Source organism: Staphylococcus sp. TCBT05 (genome assembly GCF_055179755.1).
In genome coordinates this window covers 280,164-298,179 of record NZ_JBUQDQ010000038.1, presented here as the reverse complement: position 1 = coordinate 298,179, position 18,016 = coordinate 280,164, and the positions used below count along the sequence as shown (strand labels likewise).

General features: G+C 32.5%; 16 protein-coding genes. 1 reads left to right on the top strand and 15 read right to left on the bottom strand.

Features of this window, described 5'->3' with window-relative positions:
* Window positions 1-8 precede the first annotated feature (8 nt).
* The 12 genes from floA to lepA form a co-directional block, all read right to left on the bottom strand.
* Window positions 9-992 (bottom strand): flotillin-like protein FloA, encoded by a 984-nt coding sequence (gene floA / locus ACY191_RS08545; RefSeq protein ID WP_042738560.1) that lies wholly within the window; start codon window positions 990-992, stop codon window positions 9-11.
* A 12-nt stretch (window positions 993-1,004) separates the two neighbouring features.
* Entirely contained in the window at window positions 1,005-1,715 is a 711-nt protein-coding gene (locus ACY191_RS08540; RefSeq protein WP_042738559.1) for an NfeD family protein, read from the bottom strand.
* Window positions 1,716-2,020: 305 nt separating this feature from the next.
* Window positions 2,021-2,197: a 30S ribosomal protein S21 gene (gene rpsU / locus ACY191_RS08535; protein ID WP_042738558.1), complete on the bottom strand. Its 177-nt coding sequence runs from the start codon at window positions 2,195-2,197 to the stop codon at window positions 2,021-2,023.
* A gap of 423 nt (window positions 2,198-2,620) precedes the next feature.
* Window positions 2,621-3,967: a tRNA (N(6)-L-threonylcarbamoyladenosine(37)-C(2))-methylthiotransferase MtaB gene (mtaB, locus tag ACY191_RS08530; protein ID WP_042738557.1), complete on the bottom strand. Its 1,347-nt coding sequence runs from the start codon at window positions 3,965-3,967 to the stop codon at window positions 2,621-2,623.
* A gap of 5 nt (window positions 3,968-3,972) precedes the next feature.
* Window positions 3,973-4,725 (bottom strand): 16S rRNA (uracil(1498)-N(3))-methyltransferase, encoded by a 753-nt coding sequence (locus ACY191_RS08525; RefSeq protein WP_463270001.1) that lies wholly within the window; start codon window positions 4,723-4,725, stop codon window positions 3,973-3,975.
* Window positions 4,726-4,727: 2 nt separating this feature from the next.
* Complete coding sequence (prmA, locus tag ACY191_RS08520) at window positions 4,728-5,666, bottom strand: 50S ribosomal protein L11 methyltransferase (RefSeq protein ID WP_042738555.1); 939 nt, start codon at window positions 5,664-5,666, stop codon at window positions 4,728-4,730.
* Between the two features lie 3 nt (window positions 5,667-5,669).
* The gene (gene dnaJ, locus ACY191_RS08515) at window positions 5,670-6,803 is read right to left on the bottom strand and encodes a molecular chaperone DnaJ (protein WP_042738554.1); all 1,134 of its coding nucleotides are present in this window, start codon (window positions 6,801-6,803) and stop codon (window positions 5,670-5,672) included.
* Between the two features lie 150 nt (window positions 6,804-6,953).
* Window positions 6,954-8,792, bottom strand: a complete 1,839-nt coding sequence (gene dnaK / locus ACY191_RS08510; RefSeq protein ID WP_042738553.1) for a molecular chaperone DnaK — start codon at window positions 8,790-8,792, stop codon at window positions 6,954-6,956.
* A 49-nt stretch (window positions 8,793-8,841) separates the two neighbouring features.
* Window positions 8,842-9,468 (bottom strand): nucleotide exchange factor GrpE, encoded by a 627-nt coding sequence (gene grpE / locus ACY191_RS08505; protein WP_042738552.1) that lies wholly within the window; start codon window positions 9,466-9,468, stop codon window positions 8,842-8,844.
* 29 nt (window positions 9,469-9,497) lie between these two features.
* Complete coding sequence (gene hrcA, locus ACY191_RS08500; protein WP_042738551.1) at window positions 9,498-10,478, bottom strand: heat-inducible transcriptional repressor HrcA; 981 nt, start codon at window positions 10,476-10,478, stop codon at window positions 9,498-9,500.
* Between the two features lie 89 nt (window positions 10,479-10,567).
* A complete protein-coding gene (gene hemW / locus ACY191_RS08495) occupies window positions 10,568-11,692 on the bottom strand; it encodes a radical SAM family heme chaperone HemW (protein ID WP_042738550.1) in 1,125 nt (374 codons plus the stop codon).
* Between the two features lie 96 nt (window positions 11,693-11,788).
* A complete protein-coding gene (gene lepA, locus ACY191_RS08490) occupies window positions 11,789-13,612 on the bottom strand; it encodes a translation elongation factor 4 (RefSeq protein WP_042738549.1) in 1,824 nt (607 codons plus the stop codon).
* Between the two features lie 323 nt (window positions 13,613-13,935).
* Here lepA and rpsT point away from each other — a divergent pair, with 323 nt between their 5' ends.
* Window positions 13,936-14,187 carry a 30S ribosomal protein S20 gene (rpsT, locus tag ACY191_RS08485; protein WP_042738548.1) on the top strand — a complete coding sequence of 84 codons (252 nt, stop codon included), beginning with the start codon at window positions 13,936-13,938 and terminating at the stop codon, window positions 14,185-14,187.
* A gap of 91 nt (window positions 14,188-14,278) precedes the next feature.
* Here rpsT and holA read toward each other — a convergent pair whose 3' ends face one another.
* The 3 genes from holA to ACY191_RS08470 form a co-directional block, all read right to left on the bottom strand.
* A complete protein-coding gene (holA, locus tag ACY191_RS08480) occupies window positions 14,279-15,253 on the bottom strand; it encodes a DNA polymerase III subunit delta (RefSeq protein ID WP_042738547.1) in 975 nt (324 codons plus the stop codon).
* A 72-nt stretch (window positions 15,254-15,325) separates the two neighbouring features.
* Window positions 15,326-17,335 (bottom strand): DNA internalization-related competence protein ComEC/Rec2, encoded by a 2,010-nt coding sequence (locus ACY191_RS08475; RefSeq protein ID WP_232165201.1) that lies wholly within the window; start codon window positions 17,333-17,335, stop codon window positions 15,326-15,328.
* A gap of 208 nt (window positions 17,336-17,543) precedes the next feature.
* Complete coding sequence (locus ACY191_RS08470; RefSeq protein ID WP_042738545.1) at window positions 17,544-18,008, bottom strand: ComE operon protein 2; 465 nt, start codon at window positions 18,006-18,008, stop codon at window positions 17,544-17,546.
* Window positions 18,009-18,016 lie beyond the last annotated feature (8 nt).

Genomic DNA, 18,016 nt, shown 5'->3' with positions numbered 1-18,016 from the left:
CCCCTAAATTATTTATCCGGTGATTCGTCATCTTCTTGATTTGTTCGTTTATTAATTGAATTTCTCATGCCAGTATCTGCTTCAATATTTTTTAGATTATAGTAATCTCTGACACCTAAATTACCTTCACGTAAGGCTTCTGCCATTGCTAGTGGTACCTCAGCTTCAGCTTCAACAACTTTAGAACGCATTTCTTGTACTTTAGCTTTCATTTCTTGCTCTTGTGCAACCGCCATGGCACGACGTTCTTCTGCTTTAGCTTGAGCAATATTTTTATCTGCTAATGCTTGTTCTGTTTGTAAATCTGCACCAATGTTCTTACTGATATCTACATCTGCAATATCGATAGATAAGATTTCAAATGCTGTACCAGAATCCAAACCTTTACTTAATACAGTTTTAGAAATGTTATCAGGATTTTCAAGCACTTGTGTATGGTGTTCACTTGAACCAATAGTCGACACTATACCTTCACCAACACGGGCAATAATTGTTTCTTCACCAGCACCACCGACAAGTCGTGCAATGTTAGCGCGAACTGTAATACGTGCTTTAGCCTTAACTTCGATACCATTCATAGCAACACCGGCAATAAATGGAGTTTCAATTACCTTTGGATTTACTGACATTTGTACTGCTTCAAGCACATCTCTACCAGCTAAATCGATTGCCGCACCACGTTCAAATGGTAAATTGATATCTGCTCTTTGTGCTGCTATGTTTGCATCTACTACTCTATCAACATTACCACCAGCTAAATAGTGTGATTCAAGTTGATTCGTAGTTAATTGTAATCCAGCTTTATGCGCCTTAATTAATGGTGCAATAACCTTTCTTGGTGATACTCTTCGTAATCTCATACCGACAAGTGTGCCGATTCCTACTTTAACTCCTGCGGCTATAGCTGAAATCCATAGTCCAACCGGAACAAATGAGAATAATAACAGTAAAGCAATTATAACTATGACTGCAATAATTAATAATCCGATCATGGTTTCTCTCCTTTATGATTCAATTTCTCTTACAACAACACGCGTACCTTCAACTTCCAATATCTTGACCTGCTTATTTCGTAAAATAAATGATCCGTCAGAAACTGCATCAATACGTTCATTATTGTATGTAATAATACCTGCTGGTCTTAAATCAGTTGACGTAGTCGCAGTTTGGCCAACTAAATAAGAGCGATCTTCGTGTGAAGTGTACCCAGCCTCTGCATTTGTAGAATCTTTCAATACAACTTTTTCTAAAAATGGAATATTTCGTTTGAATATTTTCACAAGTACCACCCATTCAATGATTGATAATATAAGTGCAACAACAACATTTGCAATCATAAAAATTAAATTATCACCTAATGTGACAATACTTAAGACAATAAGCGTTATACCAATAATACCTATAATTGCACCTACAACGAACAACTCAATGATTACAAATAGTACGCCAATTCCAAACAATATAACGGAATAGAAATTCACATCTCCTTTTATGAAAAAACCTAAAAAGAAGATAAGTAAAGCTAAAGTAGCTAATATACCTATTAAGTTAATCCGTTTAGAATACAGTTGATATAGAAAACCCATAAATATGATACACGTCAAAATAAGTGCAATCACTGGATTAACTATCCAATCTGCCAAATGATTCATCCAATTACCATTTCCAGCAAAAGCTGTTAAAAAGTTAGTATGTAAACTACTCGAAGACAACACTCTATCACCTCGCTCTCCTCTTAATTATACATGAAATTATTATGTGATTATAGGGATAGTATCATAATATTTAGTTTTATTTTATTTTCTCTAATATTTAAGTGATATTAGAATTATAAAATTGCCTATTTATTTTGAAAATTGATTACATTGCTAGTATTTCTATCATTTTTTACAAATTAAAACAATCGTTTTATATTGCATGGCATATTTATTTCTACAAATTAAAAAGCCTTAGCTGAATTATCAGCTAAGGCTTTGTTTATAATTAATGTTGGTGTTGAGGGAGTCAACGAAACAATTAATTATTTGAATTTACGTTTACGTGCAGCTTCTGATTTCTTTTTACGTTTTACGCTTGGTTTTTCGTAAAATTCACGTTTACGTACTTCTTGAATCGTACCGCTTTTAGAAACTGAGCGTTTGAAACGACGTAAAGCATCTTCAAGTGATTCGTTATTTTTGACTACTGTTTTAGACATGTGTATTTCCCTCCCTCCAAATATCAACGAAACTTTATTATCATTTACATGGTATTAAACCATGTATAAGTTAGTATAATATATCTGATTAATGTGGTCAATTAGGAAATTTTCTCCTTTATAGACTTTAAATCTAAATATACTATAAAACCGCGTCAAATCAAGCTTTTCACAACTTTTCACAATCTGTGATTTCATATTAAAAATAAACTATTATTAGCAAAAATATAATGATAAAGGCTTTTATAACAGCGTTTCATCAAATAAAGCTTATATATTTTTAATGAATAATTAACACTCTCATTCAATCTTGCATAAATTTATTTAACATTTTAAAAATGGCACGAACGTTTCATACAATGATACGCCGGCCATTTATTAATTATATTCTATATTTTGTTTAGTTTAAGCTGTTCAAACACCTTAGACTAATACTGTTTGATCAGATTTATTTGTAGCATGCTCAACGACACGCAATAATTCACCTGTATTTATTGGATAATCAGGTTTTGTTACTTTTACTTTAACCAATTGACCAATCAATGTTTCATCACCAGCAAATTGAATTTTCATGTAATTATCAGCATAACCTACCAATGTGTTTGGTTCGTCTCCTACCTCTTCAGGTATTACTTCCAAGACATCCTGATCGAATTTAGAAGCATAAGTTTTAGCAAGTTGATCACTTAAGTTGATAAGACGATGTACACGTTCATTTTTTACTTCTTCATCAATTTGATCATCCATTCTTGCTGCAGGTGTTCCAATTCTTGGTGAATATGGAAATACATGTAACTCAGAAAAATGATGATCTACTATGAAATCATAGGTTTCTTGGAATTCTTCTTCTGTTTCACCAGGGAAACCAACAATGACATCACTAGTGACTGCTAAACCGGGTAACACTTCATGCAAGCGTGTTAAACGCTCTGAAAAATGTGCCATTGTATACTTTCTTCTCATACGTTTAAGCACAGTATCAGATCCAGATTGCAGAGGGATGTGTAAGTGTCTAACCACTTTATTTGAATTAGCAATAACTTCAATGACTTCATCAGTCAATTGACTTGCCTCTATTGAAGAAATTCTAATTCTTTCTAAACCATCGACTGTTTCTAAATCGCGTAATAGTTGTGCTAAATTATAATTCTTTAAGTCTTGTCCATATCCACCAGTATGAATACCTGTTAATACAATTTCTTTATATCCAGATTCAACAAGTTGTGTTGCTTGAGCAATAACTTTTTCAGGTTCTCGAGAACGCATTAATCCTCTTGCCCATGGAATAATACAAAACGTACAGAAATTATTACAGCCTTCCTGTATTTTAAGTGAAGCACGCGTACGATCAGTAAAGTATGGTACTTCTAACTCTTCGTAAGTTCTATTTTTCATAATATTACCAACACCATTAATTGGTTGGCGCTCTTGTTTAAATTCATCTATATAGCCGATTAATTTCGTTCTATCCTGTGTCCCCACAACAATATCAACACCAGGAATATCCATGATTTCTGCAGGTGATGTTTGTGCATAACAACCTGTTACACAAACCACTGCTTCCGGATTTTGTCTAATTGCACGTCTGATTACCTGCCTACTCTTCTTATCTCCTGTATTGGTAACCGTACAAGTATTGATAACGAATACATCCGCATTCGTTTCGAAATCAACTCTATCATAATTTGCTTCTTTAAATAATTGCCAAATCGCTTCAGTTTCATAATGATTCACTTTACAACCAAGTGTGTGAAATGCAACTGTTGCCATAAATATCACCCCAACAAATCTTTTTGATAGCTTACAGCACTTAATACATATAATGGTGCTGTTTCAGCTCTTAAAATTCTAGGACCAAGCCCTATCTGTGAAGCATTTGTATCAAACAATTGTACTTCTTCTGTAGAAAGGCCGCCCTCTGGTCCAAAAATGACTAATACACGATCACCAGACTCGAAATTTTGCACTAGCTTTTTAAAATTGCTAACTTCCCCATCTTTTGCTGCATCTTCATAGGCAATCAGTACATAATCATATTCATTAATAATATCATATATTAGTTTTAAATTCGACTTATACTGTATTTCTGGTATAACTAGACGATAGCTTTGCTCTGCTGCTTCTTTAATGATCTTTTGCCAACGTTCAAGTTTCTTATCCACTTTATTATCAGTCAATTTGACAACTGACCGTTGCATACCCACAGATATAAAGTCATTGGCACCTAATTCAGTAGCTTTCTGTAGCATCCATTCATATTTATCAGCTTTGATAAGCCCACTACAGATAGTTATTTTTTGAGGTAGCTCAGTATCAATATTTAATTTTTCCACTCGCTCAACTTCAATAGAATCTATATTAATTGCAATAATCTTACAAGTATATGCACTTTGATTATTAAATGTCACAATTATATGATTGCCTTCTTGATGACGCATTACATTTGCAATATGATGAATATCACCTTTATCTTCAATAAAAAAACGCTGATTTTCATCAGCGTTTTGGTTAATAAAGTATCTCTGCATTATTACTCGCTCACTTTCTGACCAACGATACATACCCAACTGTTATCATGATCAATAGAAATAATTTTAAAACCTACACGCTCCATTTGTTCAAGGATAGCTTCATGTTTTTCTTCAATTATACCAGAAGTAATGAAATAACCATCTTCATTTAATGTATTATAAGCATCTTCAATCATTTCTTCAATAATATGAGCTAAAATATTTGCGATTACAATATCAAATTTTTCTGTTTCATCATGCAATAAATTTCCAGGCATTGCTTCGATATAATTTTCACAGTTGTTCTTTGCAAAATTTTCTTTAGCAACTTTTACTGCTAAATCATCGACATCGAGTGCCTTAATACGCTTAGCACCTATTAAATGTGCTGCAATACTGAGAATACCAGAACCAGTACCGACATCAATTACTGAATTCGCAGGAGATACATATTGTTCGATTGCTTTCAAACACATACTTGTTGTTGGGTGGTCTCCCGTACCGAACGCCATACCCGGATCAAGCTCGATACATAATTCGTTAGTGTCTTCCTTATCATATTGCTCCCAGCTTGGAACAATCGTGAACTTTTCAGACGCACGAAATGGGTGGAAGTAGTTTTTCCATTCATTTTCCCAGTCTTGTTCTTGTAGTGATTGTTCCTCAAATTTGAAGAGTTCTTTATCTAAAGATTCTATCGCTGTAATTTTTTCAATTAATTGTTCTCTAAATGCTTCAGTGAATTTAATATCATTAAAATAAGCTTTTAATCTAACACCCTTTTCAGGATAATCGTCAGCTTTCAAATTATAGATTTCACCAAATTTATCTTCAAAATCATGATTTAAATCTTTAGAATCTTCAATCACTACCCCGTTAGATCCAGCATTTTCTAAAATATTTGTTATTATAGGCGACACTTCATGATTTGCAGTAATTGATATTTCGGTCCAATTCATATATTATTCTCCTTTAAAGAATCTCTTAGCTTTATCTCTAAAATTAGAAGGTTGTTCTTCAATTTCTTCTCCACTAATTTCTGCAAATTCTCTTAACAATTCTTTTTGTCTTTCACTAATTTTTGTAGGTGTCACCACATTGATATTTACGAATAGATCCCCGTGACCATATCCGTGCACATTTTTAACACCTTTATCTTTTAATCTAAATTGTTTTGCAGTTTGAGTACCAGCAGGGATTGTCAGCATAACATGACCATTTAACGTAGGTACTTTTACTTCATCACCTAATGCTGCTTGCGCAAAGCTAACATTTAGAGAGTGATAGATATCATCACCGTCACGTTCAAATATTTCTGATGGTTTCACTCTGAACACAACGTATAAATCACCGTGTGGTCCACCATTTTCTCCCGGTGCACCTTCGCCTGCTAATCTAATTTGTTGCTCATTGTCTACACCTTCAGGAATTTTCACGCTTATTTTCACGTTTTTATTTTCAGTTCCTTTACCATTACATGTTGGACAAGGCTCTTCAAATTCTTGACCTGAACCACTACATACTGGACAAACCTTTTCAGTTCTCACTCTACCAAGGATTGTGTTTTGTTCAACTGATACATGACCAGCACCATTACAGTAAGAACATGTTTTTTTATTTGTACCTGGTTTCGCACCTTCACCGTCACATGTGTGACATGTTACATCTTTGCGGATTGAGATTTCCTTTTCAGCACCAAAGACAGCTTCATCAAATGTAACAGTCATTGTATATTGAAGATCATCACCTTTACGAGGTGCATTTGGATCACGTTGACGTCCGCCTCCGAAGAATGAACTAAAGATATCTTCGAATCCGCCGCCACCAAAGCCACTGAAGTCTTGACCGCCAAATCCTTGGCCACCAAAGCCACCTTGTGGACCATCATGACCAAATTGATCATAATTTGCACGTTTATTTTCATCACTTAAGACTTCATAAGCTTCAGAAATTTCTTTGAATTTCTCATCTGAACCTTCTTCTTTATTAATATCCGGATGATATTTTTTAGATAGTTTACGATAAGCCTTTTTTATTTCATCTTTTGAAGCACTTTTACTAACACCTAAGACTTCATAATAATCTCTTTTGGCCACTATGCTCTCTCCTTTTACTTTATAGTTAAATCACTTATAGCAAAAAAGAAAAAGTCAAAGCCAATGTTCAATTGACTTTGACTTATTTTGGCTAAGCAATTGTCTCATATTTAGTTAATATGATGCACTAGAATGTGTTAAAGATTAATATTATTTTTTGTTATCTTCGTCATCTTTAACTTCTTTGAATTCTGCATCTTCAACATCACTGTCATTAGAAGCATTTGCGCTTTCACCTTGAGCTTGTTGTTGTGCTTGAGCAGCTTGTTCATAAACTTTTGCTGATAATTCTTGAACTACTTTTTCTAATTCTTCTTTTTTAGCTTTGATATCTTCAATATCTTCGCCTTCTAAAGCAGTTTTCAATGCGTCTTTTTTCTCTTCAGCATTTGTTTTATCTTCTTCGCTGATATTTTCACCTAAATCAGTGATTGTTTTTTCAACTTGGAATACTAAGCTATCTGCTTCGTTTCTTAAATCACTTTCTTCACGACGTTTTTTGTCTGCTTCTGCATTGTCTTCAGCATCTTTAACCATACGATCGATTTCATCATCAGAAAGTGAAGAACTTGATTGAATTGTAATATTTTGTTCTTTATTTGTACCTAAATCTTTTGCAGTAACATTTACGATACCGTTCTTATCGATATCAAATGTAACTTCGATTTGAGGTACGCCACGTGGAGCTGGTGGAATGTCCGTTAATTGGAATCTACCTAATGTTTTATTATCTGATGCCATCGGTCTTTCACCTTGTAGCACGTGGATATCAACGGCTGGTTGGTTATCTGCAGCTGTTGAGTAAACTTGTGATTTAGATGTTGGTATTGTTGTATTTCTTTCGATAAGTGTATTCATACGTCCACCCATAATTTCAATACCTAATGATAATGGTGTAACGTCTAATAATACAACATCTTTAACGTCACCAGTGATAACGCCACCTTGTATTGCAGCACCCATTGCTACTACTTCGTCTGGGTTAACACCTTTGTGCGGATCTTTTCCGACTTCTTTTTTAACTGCTTCTTGTACTGCTGGGATTCTTGTAGAACCACCAACTAAGATTACTTCATCAATATCTGAGCTTGATAAGCCAGCATCTTTCATTGCTTGACGTGTCGGTTCCATTGTACGCTTAATTAATGAATCAGCTAACTCTTCGAATTTAGAACGAGTTAAGTTGATTTCTAAGTGTAATGGACCACTTTCACCAGCTGAAATAAATGGTAATGAAATTTGAGTTTGAGATACACCTGATAAGTCTTTTTTAGCTTTTTCAGCTGCGTCTTTCAAACGTTGTAACGCCATTTTATCTTGTGATAAATCTACGCCATTTTCTTTTTTGAATTCAGATACTAAATAATCAATGATAACTTGGTCAAAGTCATCTCCACCTAGTTTATTGTCACCAGCAGTTGAAAGTACTTCAAATACGCCATCGCCTAATTCTAGGATAGATACGTCAAAAGTACCGCCACCTAAGTCAAATACTAATACTTTTTGATCAGTTTCAGTTTTATCTAAACCATAAGCTAATGCTGCAGCTGTTGGTTCATTGATAATACGCTCAACTTCTAGACCTGCAATTTTACCAGCGTCTTTAGTCGCTTGACGTTCACCATCATTAAAGTATGCAGGAACTGTAATTACTGCTTTTTCAACTTTTTCACCTAAATAATCTTCAGCTGTACTTTTAAGGTTTTGTAATACCATAGCTGATATTTCTTGTGGTGTATATGATTTACCTTCTACGTCTACTTTATAATCAGTACCCATATGACGTTTGATAGATTGAATAGTGTTAGGGTTTGTGATTGCTTGACGCTTAGCAACTTCACCTACTTGTGTTTCACCATTTTTAAATGCTACAACTGATGGAGTTGTTCTAGCACCTTCTGGATTTTGGATTACTTTAGGTTCGTCACCCTCTAAAATAGAAACACATGAATTTGTTGTACCTAAGTCGATACCTATTACTTTACTCATAATAAATTTCCTCCTGTTTGTTTATAAAATTGGGTATTTTCATCAAATATTATTGATTTACTTTAACCATTGAAGGTCTTAACACTCTATCTTTCAATTTATAACCACTTTGTAATTCTTGAGTGATTTGCCCTGATTCAAAATCAGGATTATCATCTTGAACTACTGCTTGGTGTACATTTGGATCAAATGCTTGACCTTCAGTTTCAATTTTTTCTAAACCATTATTATTTAAAGCATTTAATAAACTTTCATGAACCATTTCTACACCTTTTTTCAGTGCTTTGAATTGTTCATCTTCACCATCTATTTGTAATGCTCGTTCGATATTATCCAACGTAGGTAAAATATCGTTTAGCACATCTTGAGATTTATAAGTTCTCATTGTTTGATTTTCTTTTTGAATTCTACGTTTATAATTTTCGAATTCTGCATATAATCTTAAATATTTTTCTTCATTTTCTTGCACATCTTTTTTCAATTGTTGAATTTCTTCATCTTTAGGATCTACATCTGTATTCGTATCTTCTGTATTGTCATCCTGCAGATTTTCTTGTGCCTGTTCTGTTGACTCATCAGTTTGATTAACTGATTCATTTTCCACTGACTGTTCATCATTAGTCGTTTGGTCTTTTTCCTCAGTTTGATCAAAGACTGATTCATTTTTTTCTGTCATTGTCTGCCCTCCAATACATATTTAAAAAATCACCAAATTGTGTTAAGCAATCTGATAACATTTTGGTAATTCATCGCTGTCGGTCCAATTACCGCTATCTTCCCTTTCAATCTATCATCAATGTGATATTCACTTGTGACAATAGATATATCACTCAAAGATGATTCAATTTCATGACCGATTCTAACATTTATTGAAGCATTGGTCATATCATCAAGTAATTGAGCGATTTTATTTGATTCGATATATTGTAAGATAGGTTGAATTGACGAAACATTTGATTCATTTAATGCATCAATTAGTTTAACCTTTCCACCCATAAAAATGCCATTACTTTGATCATCGAAATGAACTTCTATTGTATTTAGCATATCCTTAATAAATTCTTTTTCTAGCGTTGTCTTAACAAAACTATTTAATTCATTTTCAAATTCAGTCTTGTTCCATTCTTGATACTTCTCACTCACAAAATTAGAAATTTTAGTTAACTCATCATTTGTTAATGGAACTTGAGATGCTAAATGTAGATGTTCAACATGGCCTGATGTAAACACAACAACCATAATAATCAAATAGTCATTGGCACGAATCAAGTGAATATTATTAATAATATCTTTTTTATGATTTGGACGCATTACCAACGTTGTATATTGTGATGCAACTGACAATTCATCTGCAAATGCGCTTAACGCTGATGAAATATCATAATGATTGCTAACTAATAATTCGTTTAAACGTTGGATTTTTGTTTGTTGTTGATGAGATGTTTGTTGCAATAATTGATTCACATAATACCTTATCCCAACCTCAGATGGTGAACGACCAGACGAACTGTGCGTCTTTTCTATTAACTGTAAGTCTTCTAGATATTTCATCTCATTTCTAATCGTAGCAGGACTTACATTTAACTTGTGTCGTTCTATCAAAGTCTTTGAACCAATTGGATGTCCTAAATCAACATAATCTTCAACAATTGCATTAAGAATGCTTAATTGTCTATCACTAATCATGCTTTCACCTCATTAGCACTCTTTTGTTTCAAGTGCTAATTATAATTTATCAAATTGGTCAAAGTAAGTCAATGTTAAAGCATTATTTTTTATACATTTAATAAAAAAGACTCAAAAACGGTATTGCCAATGACCTTACCTCGCTCTGTCATGGCTATATATCCATCCTTTTCAAATAGTAAATCTTTTGAAATTAAATCTTTAATCGTTTGACCATAGACTTGTTCTATAGGTTGGTCAAATTTTTCATTAAATCTTTGTTTGCTAACACCTTTATTCATTCTTAAACCTAAAAACATTTCCTCTTCCATCTGTTCAGTTTGAGTTGGAAAAGTAGAATCTAATAAAGGACGCTCATTATTTTCTATTTTTTTTATATAATGATTCACAGGATTCACATTGTTATAGCGTTCGCCATTGACATAACCACTTGCCCCTGCACCAAATCCATAGTATCCCTCGTTTTTCCAATAAACTTTATTGTGTTCAGATTCATGATTACGTTTCCCAAAGTTAGAAATCTCATATTGATGCATCTCTGATTTCGACATTCTTTCTAATAGATACTCATACATTTCTTCGCCTATATCTTCATTAGGAACCTGTAATTGACCTTTTCGATACATGTTATAAAACTGGGTTTTCGGCTCTAAAATCAATCCATAACTAGAAATATGATCAATATCCATAGCAAGTGCACGTTCTAAGCTATCTTTAAAATCTTCTAAAGTTTGCTTTGGTAGATGATACATTAAATCTAAACTTATTGATTCAATACCAACTGACCTTGCATTTTCTACAGATTGATAGATATCCTCTGTCTTATGAGTACGACCTAAAATGTCTAGCAGTTCTGGCTTGAACGTTTGAACCCCCATCGACAACCTATTAACGCCGTAATCTTTTAGCAATTGCACCTTTTCTAAAGTTAGTTCATCCGGATTTGCTTCAAAGCTAAATTCCCCTTTTATTGTAAAAATAGAAGTTATTGCTTTTAACAGTCTATCTAATTGTTGCATATTTAGTGCCGTTGGCGTTCCACCACCAACAAAAACAGTTTCTAATTCCCGCACTTCACTGTTTTCCATTTCTTTGATTAAACAATCAATATACGTATCAACGGGTTGATTTTGAATATAATACTTATTGAAATCACAATATGTACATATTCTCACACAAAAAGGAATGTGAATATATGCACTTTTAACGTCCATAACGCGCTCACCTTCTTTCATTTATCAAGCTTATGTGAAGAACACAAAAAACTGGGGCATAAATCGTCTGGATTTAAGGCCCCAATCTATCTATTATTAATCTTCGTCCATCTTCAGAACAGCTAAAAATGCGTCTTGAGGTATTTCTACGTTACCTACTGCTTTCATTTTTGCTTTACCGGCTTTTTGCTTTTCTAATAATTTTCTCTTACGACTGATGTCGCCGCCGTAACATTTTGAGAGTACATTTTTACCCATTGATTTAATATTAGTTCTTGCAACAATTTTTTGACCTACTGCAGCTTGAACAGGAACTTCAAACTGTTGTCGTGGAATTAGTGTTTTTAATTTTTCAACTAATGCCTTACCTCTTTCATAGGCAAAGTCTTTGTGAACAATAAAGCTTAAAGCATCAACTTTATCACCGTTTAATAAAATATCCATTTTCACTAAATTACTCTCTTTGTTATCAATAAATTCATAATCAAAAGAAGCATACCCTTTTGTATTAGATTTAAGTTGGTCAAAGAAATCAAAAACCACTTCAGATAATGGTATTTCATAAATAATATTCACACGAATATCATCCATATATTCCATATTTACAAATTGTCCTCGTTTACGTTGGCATAATTCCATAACAGCACCAACATAATCATTTGGAACCATCATTGTAGCTCTAACAAATGGTTCATAAATTTTATCTATTTTATCTCTTTCAGGCATATGCGCAGGATTATCAACTGCCACCTCTTCACCAGATTTCATTATACATTGATAAATAACAGATGGTGCTGTCGCAATTAACTCAATTCCAAATTCACGTTCTATTCGTTCTTGGATAATTTCCATGTGTAACATACCTAAAAATCCTGTTCGATAACCAAAACCTAATGCTTGTGAAGATTCAGGTTCGAATTCTAATGAAGCATCATTAAGCTGTAATTTTTCTAAAGCTTCACGTAAATCATTGTAATCTTTGTTATCGATAGGGAATAGTCCGCAGAATACCATTGGATTCATTTTCTTATAACCTTGTAAGGCATTAGCGGCTGGTCTTTCTGCATGTGTAATCGTATCACCTACACGAGAATCGTCTACATTTTTAATGCTTGCAATAATATAACCAACATCTCCAACTGTCAATTCTTCAACCGGCAGTTGTTTAGGTGTATTAATACCTACTTCTGTTACTTCAAACTCTTTACCAGTAGCCATCATCTTAATGCGGTCACCAGCTTTTACAACACCCTCCATAACTCGGATAGAAGATATCACGCCTCTATATGGGTCATATTCCGAATCAAAAATCAATGCTTTCAACGGCGCTTCAGGGTCACCTTCAGGCGGTGGAATGACCTCGACAATTTTTTCTAAAATATCCTCAATGCCAATATTTGATTTTGCACTTGCTAGTACGACTTCATCTTTATCAATACCAATGACATCTTCTAATTCTTGTTTAACTCTTTCAGGCTCAGCTGCAGGCAAATCAATTTTATTGATTACAGGTAGTAATTCCAAATCATTATCTAATGCTAAATACACGTTAGCAAGTGTTTGAGCTTCGATACCTTGTGCCGAATCAACTACTAAAATAGCCCCTTCACAAGCAGCTAATGACCTTGACACTTCATATGTGAAATCGACGTGTCCTGGTGTGTCAATCAGATGAAAGGTATAAGTTTCGCCATCTTTAGCCTCATACTTTAACCTAACTGCATTTAATTTTATTGTGATTCCACGTTCTCTTTCTAAATCCATTGAATCAAGCAATTGATCTTGCATTTCTCTTGTTTCAACCGATTTAGTATTTTCTAAAATCCTATCAGCTAACGTAGATTTACCATGGTCGATATGTGCGATAATAGAAAAGTTTCTTATATTTTTACGTCTATCTAAACGTTCTTGTTTATCCATGTATTATCCTTCTCACTTTCATAATTCTAGCCCGTAAATATGTATGACATTCTTTGATATAATAACGTTTTTAGCTTACAATTGCAAACTTCATATAGGTATAGAGCTTATTCTTTAATTTGTAGTACGTCTTGCGTCACTTACTTATAGCATATATTATATGACTTACAAAGTATATATTTGTAGCTAACTTATTTATAAACAGGGATTTTATGCACTTTGCTAAATAAATGATTGCAGAAACTGCGTCATTTTGATAAAATATTTCTTGTTGTAATCAAATTAAATTTGATAGCGAAGATCACTTTTAGGAGGTGACACACATGCCAAACATTAAATCTGCAATTAAACGTGTTAAAACAACTCACACTGCTGAGGAGCGTAACATTTCTCAAAAAAATGAAATGCGTACAGCAGTTAAGAGAGCTAAATCAGCTACAGAAGCTAACGCTGATAACAAAGCTGACTTAGTAAGTTTCGCTTTGAAAAAAGTAGATAAAGCTGCACAAAGCAACTTAATCCACAAAAACAAAGCTGCTCGTATCAAATCATCATTAATGACAGCTGGTAAATAATAAAAAGTTCAAGCCTCGGCTTGAACTTTTTTTATATTCTATTTTAAACAAGATTATTTTCGTATTTAAATGATTACTGATTTAATCGTCACTACAAAGATAAGATAAATAATTCTAATATTAGTTGTTTATCCATATAAGATGACTTTAATTTGTAATCTGTTTCAGCACAACTATCCATAATATTTAATAAACTTTCAAGCTGATAATGTCTAGCTTGATTCAATGCAAGTTTCACTCTATATGGATGCACAGATATCGTTTTAGCAATTTGCTGTCCACTATAGCCTTTTTGACTTAAAATCTTACTTTGGTAAAACAACCTATAATTGCTAGTAATTAATGCTAACAATTTTATTGGTTCTTCTTTCATAGCGATTAAATCTTTTACTAATTGTATCGCTTTGGCTTTATTATTCTTCTGGATATATTCAGTTAATAAAAATACATTTTGTTCCAAACTTCTATTTACTATTTGATCTACATCTTGTTTATTAATTGTCGGCCTATCTTCTAAAAACAGCACTAATTTTCCAATTTCTTGTTTAACAATATTAAATTGAATACCTGTTAGCTCGATAAATAAATCTAAAGCATCTTGCTTTATGTCTTTATAATTTTCATGCAATTCATTTTTTATCCATTGCTTAATTTCATCTTCTGACATTTGCTCTATCTTTTTTATTTGTGCACTTTTCTTTAACGTTTTCACTAATTTTTTTCGTTCATCTAATTTCCCTTGATATACCTCAAAAATGATTAATGTTTCACCGTCATATTTTTCAATAAATTCGATTAATTGCTCAATATTCGGACTCATATCTTTAGGTGGTTTTTCACCAGTAAAAACGTAAGCATTTTGTACAAGAACTACTTTTTTATCTGAAAAGAAAGGCATTGTTAATGATTCTTCAATAATGGCTGATAAATCAGTCTCATATAAGTTGAATTTCACGAAATTAAAATCATCTTTAGGTTGCTGTAAATACTGGTCAATTAACTCGGCAGATTTCTTTTCTATTAATTCTGATACTTCACCATATATCGTTACGATATTTTCACTCATTTATAGCTTCCTTTCTTATCCATTACACATTTCAATATTATATCATGTCAATTTTCTACTAACTAGTGATATTTATTTGATTACATCAGTATAAATTTTCAATTCATCATGTAACGTTATTGTGACATTACCTGATTCACTGGTCTGAAATAAATTTGTATGTATGGCATTCAATCTATCAACCACCTCTTTGTTAGGTAAATGATACATATTATTTTTACCTGCTGAAATCAAGCTCACTTTAGGATGTATCTTGTCAATAAAAGCAGCGGTCGAACTTGTCTTACTTCCATGATGACCTATCTTCAAAATATCGACATTTGAAATATTATAGTTTTGCAAAAATATACTTTCGTTATTTGACGTTGCATCACCCATTAGCAATATACTATGTCCATTAACGCGTATGTAAGTAATAATTGAGTGCTCATTTAAATCAACTGAATTTTCTATAATTGTATCTATCAGATTAATAGATACATCTCCAAAAAATAATTGTGGGTGTTGACGAAAATCTAAAAGCTGAATTTTATACTGATGACATTGCATTTCCAACTTCGAGAGCTGCTGACGCGTAAAACTTTTTTTATCTATAATTATATGCTTTATTTTAATTGTCTCTATCAAATAAGGTAACTCGCCCATATGGTCTAAATGTGGGTGTGTAATAATAACATAATCCAATTGTGATATTCCTCTTTTTTTAAATATTGGAAGTACTTTATATTTTGATATTTGATAATTATATTCTGAATGAGCTTGATTAATATTCCCCCCTGTATCAATTAATATATTTTTATTCTTAGATGTTTCAAAAAGGATCGCATCACCTTGACCAACATCTAACATAGTTAATTGGTCTGTTTTTTGGAATGGAATAGTCGATAATATAAAACAAAGTAAAGATAGTGTAATGATAATATATTTAAACCGTTTATTGACCAACAGGATTATAGTCATCAAAACTAGTATAATAACTATTAATTTAGTAATTTCATTTAAATCAGCTACATACCATTTGAATCGATTTAACTTATAAAATATGTCTAACATAACATCATGGACTATTACTATTGCATTGAATACAGTGGATATAAAATTAAATTGGAAAGGCAAATGAAGTGTTATAAATATGAGTATTATAGAGGGAAAGAAAATAAAACTATAGAAAGGAACAAAAATTAAGTTCGAAATTAAACCAATCCATTGAATTTGGTTAAAGTTAAATATACTGATGATCATTCCACCAAGTTGAGCAATGGTGGTCAAGGTGAATAGTGAAGTTAAAAAAGATAATTTTTTTAAAAGAGGGAGTGAAAATAAAATTAAAAATGAGATAAAAAATGAAAACTGAAAGCCAATATTATAAATATAAGAAGGATTGACCGTTGATAATAAGATAAAAGCAAGCCCTAATATGTCCATTGAGTTGTCAATAACACGCTTAGGAAGGCTAATTACAATGATTGCTGTCAGTATTGCTCTCGTCGCACTTGGAATAAAATTTGTATAAAATAAATAGCCAGTCAAGACAACAATCAATGTAACTTTAATTAATATTATTGGTATTTTCAATCGATTTAACATAAAACTTATGACAAATATCAAAATAGCAATATGTGTACCACTAACAGCAGATAAATGATAAATACCAGTTTCTTTCAATTTCTCTAAATAATGTTCATTAATAATGGTAGTATCACCAGCAATTAATGCTAAAATACGATCTGTATTTTTAAAGTGTAATGTAGATAACCTCTGTTCTAAAAATAATTTATGGTTATCTAGCAAACTGGTCACAACATTGTTCTTTGAAGTATAACAACTTGCTAAGTCGATTTTTTTAATAAGCATATGCGCTTTATTATTAAAGTGATGCTTGAATGGCTTTATTTCTGCATTAATACGACAAGTCTTGTTCACAATGCTATTTGATTTTATCGGATTTATTTCACTGTTATTAAAATATGAAAATTTAAATTCTTTGTTGTCATAGCGTAACTTACCAGTCACTTTTTTATTATCAAGTGACAAATGTCCAAGAAAAGTGACTTGGTCATGTTCTAGTTTTTTATTGGACATTTGGTAATGTTCGGCTTTGCTATGTACATAATGATTGTAAAATAAAATAAAGCTAGCAAATGGTATCAATATAAGTATAACTATTTTAAAAATGCTGAACTTCTTATTAATAGCAATAAACAATAAAATTAAAAATAGAAATACCGAGATCAACTTAACATGTAGCCATAATACGCCAACTAAATACGCTATAGCATAATATATCAAATTATGATTTATTGACTAAATATTGAGCTACATGATGCTGATTAAACGGAATTTTTTTATAAATAATACCAGATTGATCTAATAGCTTTAATGCATATTCATGGTTGTGATAGTCTTCCGCATAGTAAATAGTCTTAATTCCTGCTTGGATTATTGATTTTGTGCAATTCAAACAAGGGAAATGAGTAACATATATTGTTGCATCTTCAGTAGAAACGCCCTGCTTCGCACATTGAAGTAAAGCGTTCATTTCTGCATGTATTGTTCTAATACAATGTCCGTCTTGAATAAGACAACCTTCATCTATACAATGTACTTCTCCTGACACTGATCCATTATACCCACCTGCTATTATACGATTATCCTTTACAATTGTTGCCCCAACCGATAAACGTTCACATGTTGACCTTAAAGCTAACAAATGACTTTGTGCCATAAAATATTCTTCCCATTTTATGCGATCCATGATGTTTC